The organism is Amycolatopsis sp. TNS106 (assembly GCF_019330265.1).
In the GTDB taxonomy this organism is placed as follows: domain Bacteria; phylum Actinomycetota; class Actinomycetes; order Mycobacteriales; family Pseudonocardiaceae; genus Amycolatopsis; species Amycolatopsis lurida.
In genome coordinates this window covers 3129515-3147501 of the sequence record NZ_CP024972.1, presented here as the reverse complement: position 1 = coordinate 3147501, position 17987 = coordinate 3129515, and the positions used below count along the sequence as shown (strand labels likewise).

Below are 17987 nucleotides of genomic sequence, written 5' to 3'. Positions count from 1 at the left end.
AGAAGTAAAGTGCGTCCCCGGCGGGCCGGGATACGAACTTCCGGGCAGCCGATGGGGTGGTGTTCCGCTGAACGGCCCATCCGCGGACGTGACCGACACCGCGCCGCGAACCACCCTGCCGGGTCCGGCCTCCGGGCGCGTTCCTGGCATGCTGGCAAGGTTCGCGCGAACACCACAGCTCCAGGGGGACGTCGATAATGGAGGAGATCCGCCGCCTCGCCGACCGGTTCGATCTCATCGAGCCCGTCGGCGGTGGCTCCATGGGCACCGTGTGGCGGGCGCGCGACGAGAACCTGGAGCGCACTGTCGCGGTGAAGGAACTCCTTCTGCCGCACGGAGCAGGGGAGCAGAAGGCCGACGAGGCCAAGAACCGCGCCCTGCGCGAGGCGCGCATCGCCGCGCGGTTGGTGCATCCGCACGCCATCACCGTCTTCGGCGTGATCGACGAGCAGGACCGCCCGTGGATCATCATGGAGTACCTGCCCTCGACCAGTCTCGCGGACAAACTGCGCGAAGGGCCGATGGAGGTCGACGACGTCATCCGCCTCGGCATCCAGCTGTGCTCGGCGCTGGCGGCCGCGCACCGGGCGGGCATCGTCCACCGCGACATCAAGCCCGGCAACGTCCTGCTCGGCGAAGACGACACCGTCAAGATCACCGACTTCGGGATCTCGCGGGCGATGGGCGACGTCCAGCTCACCGCGACCGGCGAGATCTCCGGGACACCGGCGTTCCTGGCGCCGGAGGTGGCCCGGGGTGAGGACGCCACGTCCGCCTCGGACGTGTTCTCGCTCGGCGCGACGCTGTACACCGCGCTTGAAGGCGGCACGCCGTACGGCACGGCCGAGAACCCGATCGCGTTGCTGTACCGCGCGTCGAGCGGTGAGATCACCCCGCCGACCAAGTCGGGAATCCTGACGCCGCTGCTGAACCGGCTCCTCGACGTCCGGCCGGACAGCAGGCCGACGATGGCCGAGACCGAGCGGGAACTGCGGGCGCTCGCGGCGGGGGAGCCGACGACGCTCGTCGCCGAAGAACCGCCGCCGAAGGCGCGCAAGGGAATGCTGATCGGCGTGATCGCCGTGTTCCTCGTGCTCGCGGCGGCCGCCGCCGCGGCCGTGGTCGTGGTGCTCAGCCGCGAGGACGAGACCCCGTCCGGCCAGGCGCCGCCGCCGGCCTCACAGTCGCAGCCCGCCGTCCCGACCACGTCGGAGCCGGTCGCGCCACCGCCTTCGCCGTCCTCCGCGCCGCCTTCGACACCGTCTTCGTCATCCTCGTCCGCGCCGCCTCCGGCGCAGACGCCGGGGCAGGCGCTCGCGGCGTACTACGCGCTCATCCCGGGGAACCTCCAGGCCGGGTTCGCGACGCTGAGCGACAACTTCAAGCGCACCAGGGATCAGGACTTCGAGCGGTACTCGAACTACTGGAAGGGTTTCCGCTCGGTGACCGTGTCGAACGTGACCGAATCCGGCACCACGGTGTCGGCGACGCTCACCTACGTGCGGGCCTCCGGTGGGACCACGACGGAACGGGAGACCTTCGTCCTGGTCCAGCAGGACGGCCGGTACCTCATCGACTCCCAGCGGGCAGGCTGAGTTTTCCGGCGAGGCGCTGGAGCCAGGCCTCGACCTCTTCGGGAGAGTGGTCCGGGAGGCCGAAGATCGTCTCGGTGACCCCGGCCGCCTCCAGCGCGGCCAGGTTCTCCGGATCCGGGCGGACGCCGAGCGCCGAGATCTCAGGCTCGCCGGCGCGGCCCTCTTCGCGCCAGATCTCGCGTAGCCGCCGGGCTTTGTCCTCGATGCCGGTGTCGCCCGGCGTGGTGAGCCAGCCGTCGGCCGACTTCGCGATCCAGCGGAACGTCTTCTCCGTCGCGCCGGCGCCGACGATCACGGGGATATGCGCTTGCGCCGGTTTCGGCCACGCCCAGCTGGCGCCGAAGGACACGAACTCTCCCGCGTACGAAGCTTCGTCCTGGGTCCACAGCGCGCGCATCGCTTCCAAGTACTCGCGCAGGACCGTCCGCCGTTTGCCGCCGGGAACGCCGTGATCGGCCAGTTCGTCGACGTTCCAGCCGAAGCCGACGCCGAGGGTGACCCGCCCTGCCGAGAGATGATCGAGGCTGGCGATCGTCTTCGCCAGCGTGATCGGATCGCTCTCGACCGGGAGGGCCACCGCCGTCGCGAGCCGGATCCGGGAGGTCACCGAGGCCGCCGTGGCCAGCGCGACCCACGGGTCCAGCGTGCGCAGGTAACGGTCGTCGGGGAGCGACGAGTCACCGGTGCGCGGATGCGGAGCCTCCCGTTTGACCGGGATGTGCGTGTGTTCCGGCACGTGGAAGGTGTCGAAGCCCGCGGCTTCGGCCGCCCGCGCGGCGGCCGCCGGACTGATACCCCGGTCACTGGTGAACAGCACGATCCCATGTCTCACAACCGGTCACGCTATTAGAACGTGTTTCAGTTCGCAACCGTGGCGTGCAGGGTGACCGGCAAGGCGTTCAGCCGCCAGGTGCCCGGGTCCGGGATGCGGAGCAGGCCGTCGGCGAGTGCCAGGTCGGGGAATCTGCGCAGCAGGGCGATGAGCGCGACCTCGGCCTGAACCCTGGCCAGGGAAGCACCGAGACAGAAATGCGGACCGTGGGCGAAGGCGAGGTGCCAGGCGGGCCCCGCCGCGCGCCGGATGTCGAAGACGTCCGGGTCTCCGAACGCCCGCGGATCCCGGTTCGCCGCCGCGACCGCGACGGTAACAGGTTCTCCTTCAGGGATGAGGACGTCGCCGATCCGGACGTCCGTGGTGGCGAACCGGGGGATCGTCAGCAGCTGGGGGCTCTGCCAGCGCATCACCTCCTCGACCGCTCCGGGCATGAGCGCCGGGTCTTCGCGGAGCTCGGCCAGCTGTTCGGGGTGGGAGAGCAGGATCTCGACGGCGTTGGCGATGAGGTTGCCGGGCACCTGACCGCCGAGCACGAGTTGCCAGACCAGGGCGACCAGTTCGGTTTCGCTGAGCCTGTCGCCGTCTTCGGCCTGGATTCGGAGCAGTTGCGAGACGACGTCCTCGCCCGCGTGGAGTTTCCGGTCCGCGATGGCGGCGAGCGCGCCCTCGACGATCCCGGGGACCGCTTTCGCGAGTCCGGCGCCGTCGCCGGCCGAGACCAGCGCGCCGTATTCGCGCCACCGCGGGCGGTCGGCCGCGGGGATGCCGACCAGTGCGCAGATCACGTCGACCGGCAGGGGTCGGGCGAAGGCGGTGACCAGGTCGATCCGGTCTTCCCCGGCGAGTTCGTCGAGGAGGTCGTCCACGAGCCGCTCGATCCCCGGGCGGAGGGCGGCGGCCTTGCGCGGGGTGAACGCGGGCGCGACGAGCCGGCGGAGCCGGAGGTGTTCCGGGCCCTCGACCTCCTGCATCGTCCGCATGTACGGGCGGCAGTGGTCGGGGATGTCCATGCGCTGGTAGCTGTTCGCGCTCAGGGCGAACCGCGGGTCGCTCAGCATCTTGCGCGCCTCTTCGTGGCGCAGCACCGCCCACATGGAGAACCCGGGCGCGCTGAGCTTGGCGATCGGGGAGCGCTCGCGGGCCGGCCCGTAGGCGGTGAACGGGTCGCGGAGGACCTCGGGGTCGGTCAGGAGGATCTCGGGAACGTCGGACAAGGTGGCTCTCCCAGTTCGGATGTTCAAATCAGATGTTCTCGTCATCTGAATGGTCAAGGTATCTTGATCCGGGTCCGAGGGCAACGTGCTGGCTGACGGGAGGCCGATGGTCCGGCTGAGCAGGGCGGAGACGCAGGAGCGCAATCGCGCGAAGGTGCTGGCCGCCGCGCGTGACGAGTTCGCGGAGCAGGGTTTCCGGGACGCGAAGATCGACGTCATCGCCGAGCGGGCGGAGCTCACCCGCGGCGCGGTCTACTCGAACTTCCCGGGAAAACGTGCGCTGTACTTCGCCGTCTTGGCCGAGCTAGCCGAACGGTCCGCGGGCGCGCCGCACGCGATGCCGGGCGAGACGATCGAGGGCGCGCTGGGCGCACTGGCCAGGTCGAGAGTGGCCGCGTTTCCCCTGGACGACGATCAGGCAGGCCTCGTGCGCGACCTGATACCGGAAGTGCTCGCGGACGAGCGCGTCCGGCGGCCGTTCGCTCAGCTGGTGAAGCTCAACGGCCTCCTGCTGGGGCTCGCGCTGGAACGGCTCGACCCGCCGGAGCGGCCGCCGGGCTCGCCGATCCCGCGTCGGGTCCGGCTCGCGGAGACCGTGCTGACCACGCTGCACGGCGCCGGCCAGCTGGCGGCCGCCGCACCGGGCCTCGTCGAACCCTTCGACGTCGTGAGCGCCTGCGAACGGCTGGCGGGGCTGACCCTCAACGACTGGTGGGCGCCGCCGGTGATCGTGCCCGCGGCACAGGCGGCCGACCGGCCGTGGTCACCGCCAGAGGTCGTCGACCTCGTGCGCGGGGAATCCTTCGTACCCGCTGACGGCGTGGTCGTCGTCCTGGGCACGCATCGGCTGGGCGCCGCGGAAGAGGCCGTCCGGGCTCACGACGGCGATGTCACCGTCGTCGTCGTGACCAGCGAGCCCGCCGAGCTGGTGCCGTTGACCCGGCTGATCGCCGCGGAAGTGTGCGGCGGGCTGCGGCAGGCCTTCCCCCGGCCGTCCTGGCCGCGACTGCGCGTGGTGTGCGACGCGACCGGGACACTGGCCGCGGCCGCGGGGGTGCTCGCGGTCAGCGACGAGACCGAAGCCGCGATCCGCGTCGACCGAGGCCGGATCGTCGCCACGGCGGACGGGCGCGGCGCGGGACACGCCGTCTCGGGCGAGGTGTCCCGTGTGGACACCGCCTAGATGTATTGCCCTGGGAGGTTGGGGACGCGGCTGGCGGGTGGTTTGCCGTTGAGTGCGGTGTGGCCGCGGTGGTGATTGTAGGTGTGCAGCCAGCCGGGGTAGGCGTCTCGTCGCTCTTGTTCTGAGTGGTAGGGGCGTGCGTAGGCCCATTCTTCGAGGAGGGTGCGGTTGAACCGTTCGACTTTGCCGTTGGTCTGCGGCCGGTAAGGACGGGTGCGTTTGTGGACGATGCCGACGTCGCGCAGCGTGTCGCGCCAGAGGCGGGATTTGTAGCAGGATCCGTTGTCGGTCAGTACTCGCGCGACGGTGATGCCGTTGCGGGTGAAGAAGGTGCGGGCTCGGTGCCAGAAAGCGACCGCGGTCTCCTTCTTCTCGTCGTCCAGGATCTCGCTGTAGGCCAGGCGGGAGTAATCGTCGACGGCGTTGTGCAGGTAACTGGACCCGATCCTGGGTTTGCCGTGCCGGTAACGGGCGGTGGTGGTGGCTTTCTTGTGCCGCAGGCCGGTGGCTCGATCGAGGACGCGGTGCCCGCCGCCGTCGGGAATGTTGCCCAGCTTCTTGATGTCCACGTGGACCAGGTCGCCGGGCGCGGCGTGTTCGTAGCGGCGGACCGACCGCCCGGTGGCCCGGTCCAGATGCGTCAGCCGGGCAATCCCATAACGGCGCAGGACACGATGCACCGTGGACGGGTTCAGCCCGAGCAGGTAGGCGATCCGGGCAGGCCCCCACCGGCGCAGGACCCGCACCTTGATGATCCGCCGCTCGGTACGGGTCGGCGTCCGTGACGGACTATGACGCGGGCGCGACGAACGATCGACCATGCCGGCTTCGCCGTCCTCGCGGTAGCGGCCGGCCCAGCGTTTCGCCGTGGACACCGCGACCTGGAACCGCTCCGCGGCACGCCGCAACGGCCAGCCCTCGTCCACGACACACCGGGCCAGGCGCAGCCTTCCGGCAGGGGTCAACGGTGCGTTAGCGTGAGTCACGAGGGCCTCCAGGCAGCCGGTGCAGATGTCGCAATCCACACCGAACCCGGAGGCCCTCCCTCATACCAAGATCATCCGACTACGTGTCGGCCCGTTCACAACCTCTCAGGGCAATACACCTAGACCGTATCCGTGTGCCGGATCCGGTACACCTGCAGGCGAAGCCCGTAGTACTTGTCGGTCTCCCCGACCCAGACCATCCCGAGCCGTTTCGCGGTCGCGATGGCACGCACGTTGTTCGGCCGGGCGACGGCGAAGAGCTCGTCCGTGTCCTGGGTGAACGCCCAGCCGATCAGCGCGCGGGCGGCCTCGGAGGCGTAACCCTCGCCCCAGGCGTCCGGATGCAGCTGCCAGCTGATCTCCAGGTCCTCTTCGTACGGTGGCAGCAGGTGGATGCCCAGCCCGCCGACGACCACGCCGTCCTCCTTGCGCTGCACCGCCCATCTCCCGCGCGGCGGCACGAGATTCGGCTGGGCCTGTTGCCAGGCCTGCAGAACCGAACGCATGGCCGCGGCGTCGGACACCCGGTCCATCGCCGGGGTGAGCCATCGGGTCACGTCGGTGGTGCCGTAGATCGCCAGCGCGGCTTCGGCGTCGTCCTCGGACCACTCGCGGACGACGAGCCTTTCGGTGGTCAAGTCCATGACAGAACGTTACGCGCACAGATGGGTTCATGGGGTGTCCGGATCATGACAACTCGGCAACCCGGCGTACCTTGACGGCATGCGCGCCGACGCCTCGACGACCCCCGAACAGGCCTGCCCGATCGCCCCGGTGGTCGACCTCGTCTTCAGCCGCTGGACCACGCCGATCCTGTGGGCGCTCAACGAATTCGGCAGGCAGCGGTTCGTCGAACTCGAGCGGCGCATCGGGTCGATCACGCCGAAGGTGCTGACGCAACGGCTGCGGCAACTGGAACGCGACGGCCTGCTCACCCGGACCTATCACGCCGAGGTGCCGCCCAGGGTCGAGTACGAGATCAGCGACCTGGGCCGGAGCCTCGCGCCGCTTTTCGCGACCCTCGCGGACTGGTCGACGGAGAACCTGCCGAAGGTGGAAGAGGCCCGGTCGGCCTACGACTCCGCTTCCTGAGCCGCTCGCCGCCGCGAAACGGACGACATGCGTGATTGGCGTGGACGACTCGCGTGATTGGCCGGACGACTCGCGGCGGAGTCCCGCCCACGGGTGTGTCGTCCATCTGGTCACGCGAGTCGTCCGCCGGATCACGTGTGTCGTCCGGCCGATCACGCGGAAACCTCCGGCATCGATACACGGTGACTTCCTGAGCCGCCGCTGGTGTCCCCAATGCCTCATTTGAGACACTGAGCGTCTCAAATGAGGCATTGGGAACGCCGGCTGACCGACCCTTGAACCCGCTTTCTTGACCGACCGGTCCAGATGTGGCTAGGCTTCTCTCGTGTCCCGGGTGAAGGAATTCGACGTCGACGCGGCTTGCGAAGCCGCGCTGGAACTGTTCTGGCGGCAGGGGTACGAGGCCACCTCGGTCAGCGACCTCGTCGCCGAGCTCGGCATCGGCAAGGCGAGTCTCTACGCCACCTTCGGCACCAAGCACGAGCTGTACCTGACGGCCTTGAAGCGCTACATCGCCCGAGGCGACCAGCGGTTCGTCGAGGATTTCGCCGGGCCGGGCCCCGCGCTCGCGGGGGTGCGGCGGCTCATCGACCGCTATCTCGCCGAAATACTGGGCGAATCGGGGCGTAAGGGCTGTTTCGTGGTCAACGCCGCCATGGAGATGATGCCGAAGGATCCCGAGGTCGCGCGGGTCGTCGAGCGCAGCTGGGACGCGCTCGAGCTGGCCGTGCGGATGGCGTTGAGCCGCGCGAAGGCGCAGGGCGAACTCGACGCCGCCGCGGACCCGGAAGAGCTGGCCGGCTTCCTGCTCACCGTTCTGCAGGGCATGCGGGTGCTGGGCAAGGGGCCGGATCCCGCGGCGCGGGTCAGGGCGACCGCGAAGCAGGCCATCGCGGTGCTCGAAACCGCTCGCAAACACTCATAATGGAACGATCGGACCAGAAAGTGGTAACTACTGTGTTGTCTGCGGGGAAGCGATTCAGCGGCAAGGTCGTCCTGGTCACCGGCGGAGGATCCGGAATCGGCCGCGCCACGGCGGCGGCCTTCGCGCGCGAAGGCGCTCAGGTCGTCGTTTCCGGGCGGGACGGCGAAAAGCTGCGTCAGACGGTGAAGGAGATCGAGGCCGACGGCGGTACGGCCGACGCGGTGACCGCCGACGTGAGTGCCGGTCCCGAAGTCGAGCGTCTCGTCGCCGAGACCGTGCGGCGGCACGGCAAACTCGACATCGCGTTCAACAACGCCGGTGTGCTCGGCCGCCCCGCGCCGGCGGCGGACCTGGACGAAGAGGACTTCGACGCCGTCGTGCGGACGAATCTCACGGGCACGTGGCTGTCGATGAAGCACGAGATCGCTCAGATGCGGGCGGGCGGCGGGGGAGTCATCGTCAACATGGCCTCCAACATCGGCTCGCACACCCGCCTGCCGGGAATGGCCGCCTACGCCGCTTCGAAGGCGGCCGTGGACGTGCTGACCCGGACCGCCGCCCGCGACCACATCGGCGAGGGCATCCGGATCAACGCGGTCAGCCCCGGCGCCACCGACACGGAGATGTCGTTCCGGCCCGGCGAATCCGAGGCCGACCGGGCCGAACGGCTCGGTTCGGTCATCCCGCTCGGCCGGATCGGCGCGGTCGAAGAGATCGCCGCGGCGGTCCTCTGGCTGGCTTCGGACGAATCCGCGTACGTCGTGGGGCACGACATCGTCCTCGACGGTGGTGCCAGCGCGTGAGTCTCAGCGGCGCGAGGGCAGCAGTTCCTGCATTTTCGTCTTGATCCCCTGCGTGACCAGGTGCCAGGCGTCGGGCTCACCCTTCAAGACGGCTTCGGTCATGGCCTTCACCTGCTCGAAGGTGGCATGCGGGGGAATCGGCGGCACCTCGGGATCGCAGCGGATGTCGAGCACCGTGGGCACGTCGGCCGACAGCGCGACGTCCCATGCCTCGCCGAGCCGGGCGGGATCGTCGACGGCGATCCCGCCGAGGCCGACCTCCAGCGCGAAGTCCGAATAGGACACTTCCGGCAGGCTCTGCGACGGCTCGAACTTCGGGGAGCCGCCCATCGCCCGCAGTTCCCAGGTGACCTGGTTCAGATCGCCGTTGTGGAACACGCAGACGACGCAACGCTGATCGGCCCACAGTTCGCGGTACCGGGCGATGGTCAGCAGTTCCGCCATCCCGTTCATCTGCATGGCGCCGTCGCCGACCAGGGCGATCACCGGCCGGTCGGGATGGGCGAACTTCGCGCCGATCGCGTACGGGACGCCGGAGCCCATCGTCGCGAGGGTGCCGGAGAGCGTGCCCCGCATGCGGCCGCGCATCCGCAGGTTCCTGGCGTACCAGTTGGTGGCCGAACCGGAGTCGGCGGTGACGATGGCGTCTTCGGGGATCCGCTCGGACAGTTCGTGCACGATCCGCATCGGGTTGACCGGTCGCGCGTCCAGCATCGCCTGGCGGGTCAGCGTCTCCTGCCATTCGCCGACGTTCTTCTCGATCTTTTCGCGCCAGCCGCGGCCGGTTTTGCGCTCCAGCAACGGAATCAGCTGTTGCAGTGTGCCCTTCGCGTCGCCGAGAAGGTTCACCTCGGTCGGATACCGCAGGCCGAGGAACCGGGGATCGATGTCGATCTGGACCGCGCGCGCCTGCCCGAATTCCGGCAGGAACTGCGCATACGGCATATTCGAACCGACGATCAGGAGCGTGTCGCAATCCCTCATCATCTCGTACGTCGGGCGCGTGCCGAGCAGGCCGATGGAGCCGGTGACGTACGGCAGGTCGTCGGGGAGGACGTCCTTGCCCAGCAACGCTTTCGCCACCCCGGCCCCGGTGAGCTCGGCGACCTCGCGCAACTCCGTGACGGCGTTGCGCGCGCCCTGCCCGACCAGGACCGCGACCTTTTCGCCCGCGTTCAGCACCTCCGCGGCGCGGGCGACTTCTTCCGAGGGCGGGATGACACTGGCCCGCGGATGATCGGGCGGGGACGACGGCACGTGCTTGAACTCGTGCCGCGGCGGCTGGTAGGTCTCCTCCTGCAGATCCGCCGGGATGATCAGCGCCGTGGGCGCGCGCTGCGCGATGGCCGTGCGGAGGGCACGGTCGAGCGCGTTCGGCAGCTGTTCGGGGACGTTCACCTCCACGAGGTACTCACTCGCGACGTCCTTGAACAACGCCTGCAGGTCCACCTCCTGCTGGTAACTGCCGCCCATCGCGCTGCGCGCCGTCTGCCCGACGATCGCCACCACCGGCACGTGGTCGAGTTTGGCGTCGTAGAGACCGTTGAGCAGGTGGATCGCCCCCGGGCCGGACGTCGCCATGCAGACACCGGGCCGTCCGCTCAGCTTCGCGTAGCCGACGGCCGCGAACGCCGCCATCTCCTCGTGCCGTGTCTGCACGAAACGCGGCTTGTTCCCCGCCGCGCCGAACGCGCTCACCAGCCCGTTGATCCCGTCCCCGGGATAGGCGAAGACCTGCTCCACGTTCCATTCGCACAGCCGGGTCAGAACATGGTCCGCAACGGTTTCGCTCATGGTCGGCGGATACCGCCGCCCCCCGGCGGCTAAACGTCCTCGAGGATCTTGGTGATCCCCGCGACGACGTCCGGATGCCCGAGCGGCAGCGGAGGCGGGACCCGGTTGTACGGCTCACCGGTGCTGTGGGGGAGTACGTCGACGGCGGTCCCGGCCGAACGCACCCGTTCGGCGAGGTCGGACGACTCGTCCGGCACCGGGTCGACCAGCAGGACATGGGACGCGGCGCCGGGATGGCGTTCGGCCAGCCGCAGGGCGTCCGCGGCCGACTCGCCGGCGGCCACGACGTCGATCGGCGGGCCGCCGGGTTCCGCGTCGCCGAGTACGTCTTCGGCCTGGCTGAGCGCGCCGTCCACCGGCAGCCTGCACCAGATGATCTGGCGCCGGGCCGCGAGCGGCCGCCACGTCGCCGGGAGTTCACCGTGCTTGCCCTCGCCCGCCGGGTCGAGGACCAGCAGCTTCGCGCCTTCGGCGCCGCCGTCGGTGACGACCGAGGGGCCTTCGGCGCGGATGGGATCGGATTCGGCGGTCATGGGCGTCTCTCCTCTAGCAGTTCGTGCGGGGGAGTTCGGGGGAAACCGTGTCCAGTGGCACCGAACCCGAACGGACGAGTCCTAATTGGACTGTCTGCCGCTTCGTCACCGCTTCGAGCGCCCAGTCGGTGGCGGTGCGCAACCGGTTGCCCGGCATGGCGAGCAGATGGTAGCCGCGGGTGACCGCCTTGGCGGCGAACCCGGAAAGCGGGATGTGCAACGGATTCGCCGCGGCCTGGTGGGCGCCGAGGTCGACCACGAAGCCGAGATCGTGGTGGCGGTAAGTGCCGTGCGAGCCGTGCCCGAGCGACGCCGCGACGTTCCGCCCGGCGAGTTTGCCCTGGCGTTCGGCGTGCTGGGCCGTCATCGGCGTGTACTCGCCGGGTCTGGTCAGATCCGGGACGGCCGCCGCGTCCCCGCACGCGTAGACGTCGCGCCGCCCGGGAACGTTCAGCTGCGCTGTCACGACGAGCCTTCCCTTGGCCGTCTTCAGCCCCAGGTCCTCGATCAGCGGGTCCGGCCGGACGCCGACGCACCAGACGAGGGTGTGGGTCGGCACGGATTCACCGGAGGTCAGCGTGACCCCCTTTTCGCCGGCGTCGTCGATTGACGTCTTCATCAGCACCTCGACGCCGCGTTCGCGCAGCACCTCGTCCGCCGTGGCGCCGAGCCGCCGGTCGAGTTCCGGCAGGACCCGCTCGGCCACGTCCAGCAGCAGCCACCGGATCTTCTGATCCTTCAGTTCGGGGTGCCGCGCGGTGAGCGCGGCGGTGAACGCGGGCCCTTGCGCGGCGACCTCCGTGCCGGTGTAGCCGGCGCCGACCACGACGAACGTGCACCGCGCGTCGCGTTCGGCCGGATCCTGCGCCGAGGCGGCGAGTTCTATCTGCCGGGTGACGTGGTCCCGCAGGTAGAGGGCCTCGGGCAGACCGCGGAAGCCGTGGGCGTACTCGGGGACGCCGGGGATCGGCAGCAGCTTGTTGACACTGCCCGCGGCGAGCACGAGCCGGTCGTAGCCGAGGGAGTGCTCGCGGCCCTCTGGGTCGGTGTAACCCACCCTGCGATCGTCGAAGTCGACCGACTTGGCCGTGCCGAGCACCAGGCGCACACCGCGCAACGTGCCGGGGATCGACACCGAGATCCGCCGCGGTTCGAGGATCCCGGCGGCGACTTCGGGCAGCAGGGGGAGATAGAGGAAATAGTCGGTCGGGTTCAGGACGACGACTTCCGTGTCGTCGCCGACCGATTTGAGGAGGGTCTTGGCCGCGTTGTAGCCGGCGAACCCGCCTCCGATGATCACCACGCGCATCGTCAGTCCTCCGTGGGCCAGTCGCCGGTCGCCTTGCGGTAGCCGACCGCGCCCGCCCGTTCTGTGGCGGCCTTCACCGCGCCGAAGATCGCGCCCTGCGCGGCGGCCGCGACGATCACCTGGGTCCAGGTGAAGTCCCGGTCGGTGGCGTCCGGCGCTTCTTCTTCGCCGCTCACGCGTTTCCAGATCTGCCTGAACGCGATCCCGGCGAGCACGCCGCCCGCCGCGCTCACGACCATACTGAGCGGCTTGTAGAGAACCTTGTTCACGAGGAAGACCTCTTTCGCATGATCAACCGGATGGTGAAGAGCAACGCCAGGACACCGGCGAAGATCGGCAGGGGATTCGCGCGGACGACTTCGGTGCCCTGACGGAACTTCTCCGCCGCGGGCTCGGAAACCTTCTCGGAGATCTTCGCGCTGGCCTCGTCGACCTTGGTGTCGAGGTTGTCGTTGACCCTCGCCTTGACGTCCATCTTCTTGCCCAGCGCGTCGAGGGTCTCGGTGAGTTCCTCCCGCGTCACGTCGCGATCGGCGCGGGCTTCTTCGGCGTTCTTGGGGAAATCGGTCATGACCGCACTCCTTGCTTGACGGTGTCGACGTCCTCACGGACACCTTCGATGGCCTCTTCCGGCACCGGCGGTGTGGCGCTGGAGACCTCCTTCTTGCCGACGACGGCCGAAAGACCGGCGATCAGCAGCAGCGCCGCGCCCGTCACCACGGCCGCCAGCCACGCGGGCATCACCAGCGCGAGGGCCAGCACCACCGCGGCGATCAAGGTCGCCAGCCCGAAAAGGGCGAAGACACCCGCGGCGCCGAACAATCCGGCACCGAAGCCCATCTTCTTTCCTTTGCGCTGCAACTCGAACACGGCCAGCCGCATCTCGTCCCGGACGAGGTGTTTGACCTCGTCGCTGAGATCGGAAACCAGTTCGCCGACCGACTTTTCCTCGGACGGCTTCCGGTGGGTCTCTTCGATCATGGGGCACCTCCTCGGAGCGTTCTGTCCGCCGGGTACCCGGCGGCCCGGCAGGTCAATCACAGCGTGTTTCGCCCCGCTGAGCGCCGGGTAGCCGGGGAGTGCCGGCTCGAAAGCACCCAACCGACAGGAGGATGCATGAGCACGATCACCGAAATGGTGGACGTCGAAGTCCCGGTGAAGACCGCGTACAACCAGTGGACTCAGTTCGAGAGCTTCCCGCAGTTCATGGAAGGTGTCGAGGAGATCCGCCAGATCGACGCGACTCACACCCACTGGGTGACCAAATTCGGTGGGGTGAGCCGGGAATTCGACGCGACGATCACCGAACAACATCCCGACGAACGGGTCGCGTGGACCTCGGACTCCGGTCCCGACCACGCGGGCGTCATCACGTTCCATCGCCTGGCCGACAACAAGACCCGGGTGACGGCGCAGATGGAGATCGATCCGGAAGGTTTCGCCGAGAACGTCGCCGACAAACTCGGCGTGCTCGACCGCCGGGTCAAGGGCGACATGAAGCGGTTCAAGGAGTTCATCGAGAGCCGCGGCCACGAGTCCGGCGCCTGGCGCGGTGACGTGGACCGCCCCGGCAGCTGACCGGTACCCGGGACCTCCCCTGGAAGACGGCGTTTTCCTGGGGGAGGTCCCGGGTATCTCCTGGGGTGAGGTCCATTACGAAGGGAGCGTTCCGGCATGACTACCAACGCATACGTGGCCTTCCTCGTCATCGGGGTGGCGCTGGTCATGCTCGACGGTCTGATCATCTACCAGAGCGGTAAGCGCTACCTGCGAGGTTCCCACGGCGATCCGGCCGCGGGCGCTTCCATGACGTGGCTCGTGACGGTGCTGTTCCATCTCGCGACGCTGGGCGTCTTGGCGCTGCTGTCGACCGTCGACATCGGGGGCAGCGACCTTCCTGGTGTGGTGGGCAGGCTGGGCGTGCTGCTGCTGGTCCTGGCCATCGCCCACGCGATCACGCTCAGCGTGCTTTCGCGGATCCGTGGCGAGCAGGAGGCCGAAGCGGTCATCAACCGGCCGAGGCGTGTCGAGCCCGAGCAACGGGGCACGACGGTGACGCCGGTACCCGGGCAGGACGGCCGTTATCCGGCCGCGAGCCCGTCCATCGAACAGCAGGCGCCGTACACGACGCCGTAAGAAGTCGAGTGCTGGCAGGAGGTTTCGCCGTGCACGAGATCGACGACGAACTGTGGGACGAATTCCATCGCGTGGTCAACATGACTTCGCGGGAACTGGCCGACTGGCTGCGCACGAGGTCGGCCGACGACGAGGACGAAGCACTGCCGGACAAGGCGGGGACGCCGACCGGGCGGCATGTGCTCGGCATCCTCGGCAAGCGCCGGACCGACCTCACCGCCGAGGACGAGCGGGTGATGCGCTCGGTCGTCCGGCGGGTGGAGGACCAGCGGCGTGACGACCTCGAGCCCGTCGCGGGCGAGGCGCATTGGCGGCACAAGCTGATGTCGCTAGGGCACGACCCGCTGAAACCCGTGTGACCGAAGTACGTGAAGGCCCCCTTCACTGCGCTGGACGCAGTGAAGGGGGCCTTCACGTACCTGCCCACACGCGTGATCGAAGGCGTAACTCGCGTGATTGGAGACGTAACTCGCGTGATTGGAGCCGGATGGGGGAGTTACGCCTTTAATCACGCGAGATACGCCTCTGAGCACGCGAGTTCGGCCTCCTTGAGGGACCCGAAGTCCCTCAAGGAGGCCTTCACGGATGAACGAGGCCGCTACTCCGAGAGCTTGCCGCGCAACTGGTCCAGCGTCTGGGACAGGAGTCGCGAGACGTGCATCTGCGAGATGCCGATCCGTTCCGCGATCTGTGTCTGGGTGTAGCCCCCGAAGAAGCGCATCACGAGGATCGCGCGTTCCCGTTTGGGGAGCTCCCGCAGCAGGGGTTGCAGCGCCTCGTGGTTCTCCACCAACGCCATCTCGTGGTCTTCCTCGCCGATCGTGTCGGCGAGCGAGAGGGCCTCGGTGGCGTTGTCGTGCACCGGTTTGTCGACCGACAGCGTCTGGTAGGCCTGGCCGGCGAGCAGCCCTTCCCGCACGTCGTTGACCTCGAGCCCGAGATACTCGGCGAGTTCGGTCGGAGTCGGCGCGCGGCCGAGCCGCTGGGACAGTGCGGCCGTGCCCTGGCTGAGTGAGACGTGCAGCTCCTTGAGCCGCCTCGGCACCCGGACCGACCAGCCGGTGTCCCGGAAATGCCGCCGGACCTCACCCATGATCGTGGGCACGGCGAACGAGAGGAAATCGTGCCCGCGGCCGGGGTCGAACCGGTCGACCGCGTTGATCAGGCCGATCCGCGCCACCTGGACCAGGTCTTCGCGAGGCTCGCCCCGTCCGGAGAACCTGGTGGCGATGTGCTCGGCGAGCGGCAGCAGTTCGGTGACGAGGCGGGCACGCACATCCCGGCGGCGCGGGGAATCCTCCGGCAGCGACGACAGTTCCTCGAAGAGCGGTTCGCACTGAGCGTAGTCGTCGGCTTGCCGAGTGAGAGTCTTGCGCTCGCCACTCACCCGTCGCTCGTTCCCGGGGCCAGGACGAGGTCGATCGTCGTCGTGCCCCCTGTTTCGCCGGGAATCGGTTCGCACCGCGCCCGCACCGAGTGGGTCAACGTCGTCAAGACGTGCCAGCCGAACGTCGTCTCGCTCGGCAGATAGGGCCGGTTCGTCCGCGTCGAGATCGAGACGGCGATTCCTTCCGGTATCTCGTGAAAGACACAACAAAGAACGGCTCCCAGTTCAGCGGGCTGGACAAGTTGGGAACAGGCTTCGTCGACGGCCATCTTCGCGTCTGAAATGGCGTCCAAGCCGAAGTCCGCACGGGCCACCACACCATGGGTGAGCGTGCGGACGAGAGGGATCTGCTCCGCCTCCGCGGGAAGGCGAAGCTCGACCCGGTCGGACAGACCGTCCGACTGTGACCGGGTCTGGGGGGTGAGGCCGCCCCGTCCGTGTGCATCCATTACGAAACCCATCCGTCCGTGGCCGTGGGGTGACCGCGGCGGTGCTCCGCCGCGTGACGCGTGATCAACGGCCCAGGGCTCGCTGAAGCTCCTTTTTGGACATCTTCGACCTGCCCTCGACGTTGCGTTGTTTCGCTTCGTTGTAGAGCTGGTCCTTGGTCGGGCCGTTCGGGCCCAACCGGTTCCCCGACCGCTTGCCACCCCGCCGCTGGGGTGACATGTCCCGGAGGGACGTGCGGCTGGCCTCGCGTGACTCGCCCGCCTGCGCGCGGTTCTTGTTCACCGTGCGAGCGGCGATCTCCTCGGCCCGGTCGGTGCTCGCGCCCCGATCCTTCGCCGAGTCCTTGATGTGTTCGTACTGACGTTCTCGTTTGTCGCTCCAAGCCTGCTGCGGCATCGCGGCTCCTTTCTTCCCCCGGTCAGGTACCCCGTTCGATTCGCCGGATAAACGTCCGGTTGAGTCCGGGAAGGGGCGGGTACGCGGGGGTCGGACGCGAAGGAGGCTTCTATGCGCATCGGCTACACCCTCATGACCGAACAGGCCGGACCGAAAGACCTGGTGGGATACGCCGCCGGGGCGGAGAAGGCGGGGTTCGACTTCGAGGTCATGAGCGACCACTATTCGCCTTGGCTGGACGAGCAGGGGCATTCGCCGTACGCGTGGAGCGTGCTGGGAGCGGTCACCCAGAGCACCGAACGGGTCGAACTGATGACCTTCGTGACGTGTCCGACCATGCGCTATCACCCGGCGGTGGTGGCGCAGAAGGCGGCGACCGTGCAGGCGCTTTCGGACGGCCGGTTCACCCTGGGGCTCGGCGCGGGGGAGAACCTCAACGAGCATGTCGTCGGACGCGGCTGGCCGCCGGCGAACGTCCGGCACGAAATGCTCGCCGAAGCGGTCCAGATCATCGGCGGGCTCTTCGACGGCGGCTACTTCAACTACAAGGGTGACCACTTCCGGGTGGATTCGGCGAAGCTGTGGGACCTGCCGGAGCAGCGTGTCCCGATCGGGGTCGCGGTGTCCGGGTCGCAGTCGGTGACCAGGTTCGCGCCGATCGCCGACGCGATGATCGCGGTGGAGCCGGACGGGTCGCTGTGCCGCGAATGGGACGCGACCAAGCTCGGCCCGCCTGGCAGGAAGATCGCCCAGCTGCCGGTGTCCTGGGGCGAGGATCGCGACGCCGCGATCCGGCGGGCGCACGAGCAGTTCCGCTGGTTCGGTGGCGGCTGGAAGGTCAACGCCGAACTGCCGGGGCCCGCGGGGTTCGCCGGGGCCACCCAGTACGTCAAACCGGAGGACGTCGCCGAGGCGATCCCGTGCGGGCCCGATGTCGATCGGATCGTGAAGCAGGTCGGCGAGTTCGAGGCGGCCGGGTTCACCGACCTCGCCCTGATCCAGATCGGCGGAGACCAGCAGGAAGGCTTCCTCCGCTTCGCCGAGGACACGCTGCTCCCGGCGCTGCGGAGCTGATTCGCCCCCGAACGGGGTCACCCGTGTTCAAACCCGCGGATCGTGGGTATCAGAGCGACACATCCTTCAGCCAAGGGGGACAGATGAGCAACGAACTGAGTCTTCATCCCGTACCGGACCTCCTGCCGGAAGGCCAGGACACGCCGGAGCACGAGGCGATCCGGCGCAAGGCGGCCATCGCCGTCGCTTCGCGGGCGACGAGCGCCGAAGACTGCGCGACCCTGCTGGACATGCTCGGCCTGCACGACGGCCACCGCAGCTCCGAAGTGGCGTGA

At 68.8% G+C, this 17987-nt stretch carries 23 protein-coding genes; 10 read left to right on the top strand and 13 right to left on the bottom strand.

Annotation, left to right across the window (positions count from 1 at the left end; translation table 11 throughout):
• The first annotated feature begins 197 nt into the window (after positions 1 to 197).
• Positions 198 to 1595, top strand: coding sequence for a serine/threonine-protein kinase (locus CVV72_RS14165; protein ID WP_219152875.1), 1398 nt, complete (start codon positions 198 to 200; stop codon positions 1593 to 1595).
• Here the strand turns inward: CVV72_RS14165 and CVV72_RS14160 are convergent.
• Both CVV72_RS14160 and CVV72_RS14155 read right to left on the bottom strand, forming a co-directional pair.
• Entirely contained in the window at positions 1570 to 2427 is an 858-nt protein-coding gene (locus tag CVV72_RS14160; protein ID WP_219152874.1) for an LLM class F420-dependent oxidoreductase, read from the bottom strand. The genes CVV72_RS14165 and CVV72_RS14160 overlap by 26 nt on opposite strands.
• A 26-nt stretch (positions 2428 to 2453) precedes the next feature.
• Positions 2454 to 3644, bottom strand: coding sequence for a cytochrome P450 (locus tag CVV72_RS14155; RefSeq protein WP_219152873.1), 1191 nt, complete (start codon positions 3642 to 3644; stop codon positions 2454 to 2456).
• A 106-nt stretch (positions 3645 to 3750) separates the two neighbouring features.
• Between CVV72_RS14155 and CVV72_RS14150 the strand changes: the two genes are divergently transcribed.
• Positions 3751 to 4827 carry a TetR/AcrR family transcriptional regulator gene (locus tag CVV72_RS14150; protein WP_219152872.1) on the top strand — a complete coding sequence of 359 codons (1077 nt, stop codon included), beginning with the start codon at positions 3751 to 3753 and terminating at the stop codon, positions 4825 to 4827.
• Here CVV72_RS14150 and CVV72_RS14145 read toward each other — a convergent pair.
• Together CVV72_RS14145 and CVV72_RS14140 are read right to left on the bottom strand one after the other, a co-directional pair.
• Positions 4824 to 5813, bottom strand: coding sequence for an IS481 family transposase (locus CVV72_RS14145; protein ID WP_219152871.1), 990 nt, complete (start codon positions 5811 to 5813; stop codon positions 4824 to 4826). The two genes, CVV72_RS14150 and CVV72_RS14145, sit on opposite strands and share 4 nt — an antisense overlap.
• Before the next feature lie 119 nt (positions 5814 to 5932).
• A complete protein-coding gene (locus CVV72_RS14140; protein WP_219152870.1) occupies positions 5933 to 6457 on the bottom strand; it encodes a GNAT family N-acetyltransferase in 525 nt (174 codons plus the stop codon).
• A 79-nt stretch (positions 6458 to 6536) separates the two neighbouring features.
• Here CVV72_RS14140 and CVV72_RS14135 point away from each other — a divergent pair, with 79 nt between their 5' ends.
• The 3 genes from CVV72_RS14135 to CVV72_RS14125 all read left to right on the top strand — a co-directional run bounded on the left by CVV72_RS14135 (position 6537) and on the right by CVV72_RS14125 (position 8633).
• The gene (locus tag CVV72_RS14135) at positions 6537 to 6905 is read left to right on the top strand and encodes a helix-turn-helix domain-containing protein (protein ID WP_125674622.1); all 369 of its coding nucleotides are present in this window, start codon (positions 6537 to 6539) and stop codon (positions 6903 to 6905) included.
• Positions 6906 to 7230: 325 nt separating this feature from the next.
• Positions 7231 to 7830 carry a TetR/AcrR family transcriptional regulator gene (locus CVV72_RS14130; RefSeq protein WP_219152869.1) on the top strand — a complete coding sequence of 200 codons (600 nt, stop codon included), beginning with the start codon at positions 7231 to 7233 and terminating at the stop codon, positions 7828 to 7830.
• Positions 7830 to 8633, top strand: coding sequence for an SDR family NAD(P)-dependent oxidoreductase (locus CVV72_RS14125; protein WP_219152868.1), 804 nt, complete (start codon positions 7830 to 7832; stop codon positions 8631 to 8633). The genes CVV72_RS14130 and CVV72_RS14125 overlap by 1 nt, the downstream gene beginning before the upstream one ends.
• A 3-nt stretch (positions 8634 to 8636) precedes the next feature.
• Here CVV72_RS14125 and CVV72_RS14120 read toward each other — a convergent pair whose 3' ends face one another.
• From CVV72_RS14120 to CVV72_RS14095, 6 genes are read right to left on the bottom strand one after another with little or no spacing between them, the layout of a single operon-like run.
• Positions 8637 to 10427: a thiamine pyrophosphate-requiring protein gene (locus CVV72_RS14120; protein WP_219152867.1), complete on the bottom strand. Its 1791-nt coding sequence runs from the start codon at positions 10425 to 10427 to the stop codon at positions 8637 to 8639.
• 29 nt (positions 10428 to 10456) lie between these two features.
• Entirely contained in the window at positions 10457 to 10960 is a 504-nt protein-coding gene (locus CVV72_RS14115; protein ID WP_219152866.1) for a hypothetical protein, read from the bottom strand.
• A 13-nt stretch (positions 10961 to 10973) separates the two neighbouring features.
• Positions 10974 to 12269: an NAD(P)/FAD-dependent oxidoreductase gene (locus tag CVV72_RS14110; protein WP_219152865.1), complete on the bottom strand. Its 1296-nt coding sequence runs from the start codon at positions 12267 to 12269 to the stop codon at positions 10974 to 10976.
• 2 nt (positions 12270 to 12271) lie between these two features.
• Complete coding sequence (locus CVV72_RS14105; RefSeq protein WP_034319611.1) at positions 12272 to 12538, bottom strand: DUF4235 domain-containing protein; 267 nt, start codon at positions 12536 to 12538, stop codon at positions 12272 to 12274.
• Entirely contained in the window at positions 12535 to 12840 is a 306-nt protein-coding gene (locus CVV72_RS14100; protein WP_125674610.1) for a DUF3618 domain-containing protein, read from the bottom strand. Before CVV72_RS14100 ends, CVV72_RS14105 begins: the two co-directional genes overlap by 4 nt.
• Complete coding sequence (locus tag CVV72_RS14095; protein ID WP_219152864.1) at positions 12837 to 13250, bottom strand: phage holin family protein; 414 nt, start codon at positions 13248 to 13250, stop codon at positions 12837 to 12839. The genes CVV72_RS14100 and CVV72_RS14095 overlap by 4 nt, the downstream gene beginning before the upstream one ends.
• A 135-nt stretch (positions 13251 to 13385) precedes the next feature.
• Here CVV72_RS14095 and CVV72_RS14090 point away from each other — a divergent pair, with 135 nt between their 5' ends.
• The 3 genes from CVV72_RS14090 (at position 13386) to CVV72_RS14080 (ending at position 14764) form a co-directional block, all read left to right on the top strand.
• A complete protein-coding gene (locus CVV72_RS14090) occupies positions 13386 to 13847 on the top strand; it encodes an SRPBCC family protein (protein WP_219152863.1) in 462 nt (153 codons plus the stop codon).
• 96 nt (positions 13848 to 13943) lie between these two features.
• Positions 13944 to 14405: a hypothetical protein gene (locus tag CVV72_RS14085; protein ID WP_034319620.1), complete on the top strand. Its 462-nt coding sequence runs from the start codon at positions 13944 to 13946 to the stop codon at positions 14403 to 14405.
• Positions 14406 to 14485: 80 nt separating this feature from the next.
• Positions 14486 to 14764 carry a DUF3140 domain-containing protein gene (locus tag CVV72_RS14080; protein ID WP_255632774.1) on the top strand — a complete coding sequence of 93 codons (279 nt, stop codon included), beginning with the start codon at positions 14486 to 14488 and terminating at the stop codon, positions 14762 to 14764.
• Positions 14765 to 15003: 239 nt separating this feature from the next.
• Here the strand turns inward: CVV72_RS14080 and CVV72_RS14075 are convergent, their stop codons facing one another.
• From CVV72_RS14075 to CVV72_RS14065, 3 genes are all read right to left on the bottom strand, one after another.
• Positions 15004 to 15792: a SigB/SigF/SigG family RNA polymerase sigma factor gene (locus CVV72_RS14075; protein WP_219152862.1), complete on the bottom strand. Its 789-nt coding sequence runs from the start codon at positions 15790 to 15792 to the stop codon at positions 15004 to 15006.
• Entirely contained in the window at positions 15789 to 16241 is a 453-nt protein-coding gene (locus tag CVV72_RS14070) for an anti-sigma factor (protein WP_126730774.1), read from the bottom strand. The genes CVV72_RS14075 and CVV72_RS14070 overlap by 4 nt, the downstream gene beginning before the upstream one ends.
• A 64-nt stretch (positions 16242 to 16305) precedes the next feature.
• Positions 16306 to 16638 (bottom strand): plasmid stabilization protein, encoded by a 333-nt coding sequence (locus tag CVV72_RS14065; RefSeq protein WP_219152861.1) that lies wholly within the window; start codon positions 16636 to 16638, stop codon positions 16306 to 16308.
• 111 nt (positions 16639 to 16749) lie between these two features.
• Between CVV72_RS14065 and CVV72_RS14060 the strand changes: the two genes are divergently transcribed.
• Both CVV72_RS14060 and CVV72_RS14055 read left to right on the top strand, forming a co-directional pair.
• Positions 16750 to 17712: an LLM class F420-dependent oxidoreductase gene (locus tag CVV72_RS14060; RefSeq protein WP_219152860.1), complete on the top strand. Its 963-nt coding sequence runs from the start codon at positions 16750 to 16752 to the stop codon at positions 17710 to 17712.
• Positions 17713 to 17795: 83 nt separating this feature from the next.
• A complete protein-coding gene (locus CVV72_RS14055; RefSeq protein WP_219152859.1) occupies positions 17796 to 17987 on the top strand; it encodes a hypothetical protein in 192 nt (63 codons plus the stop codon).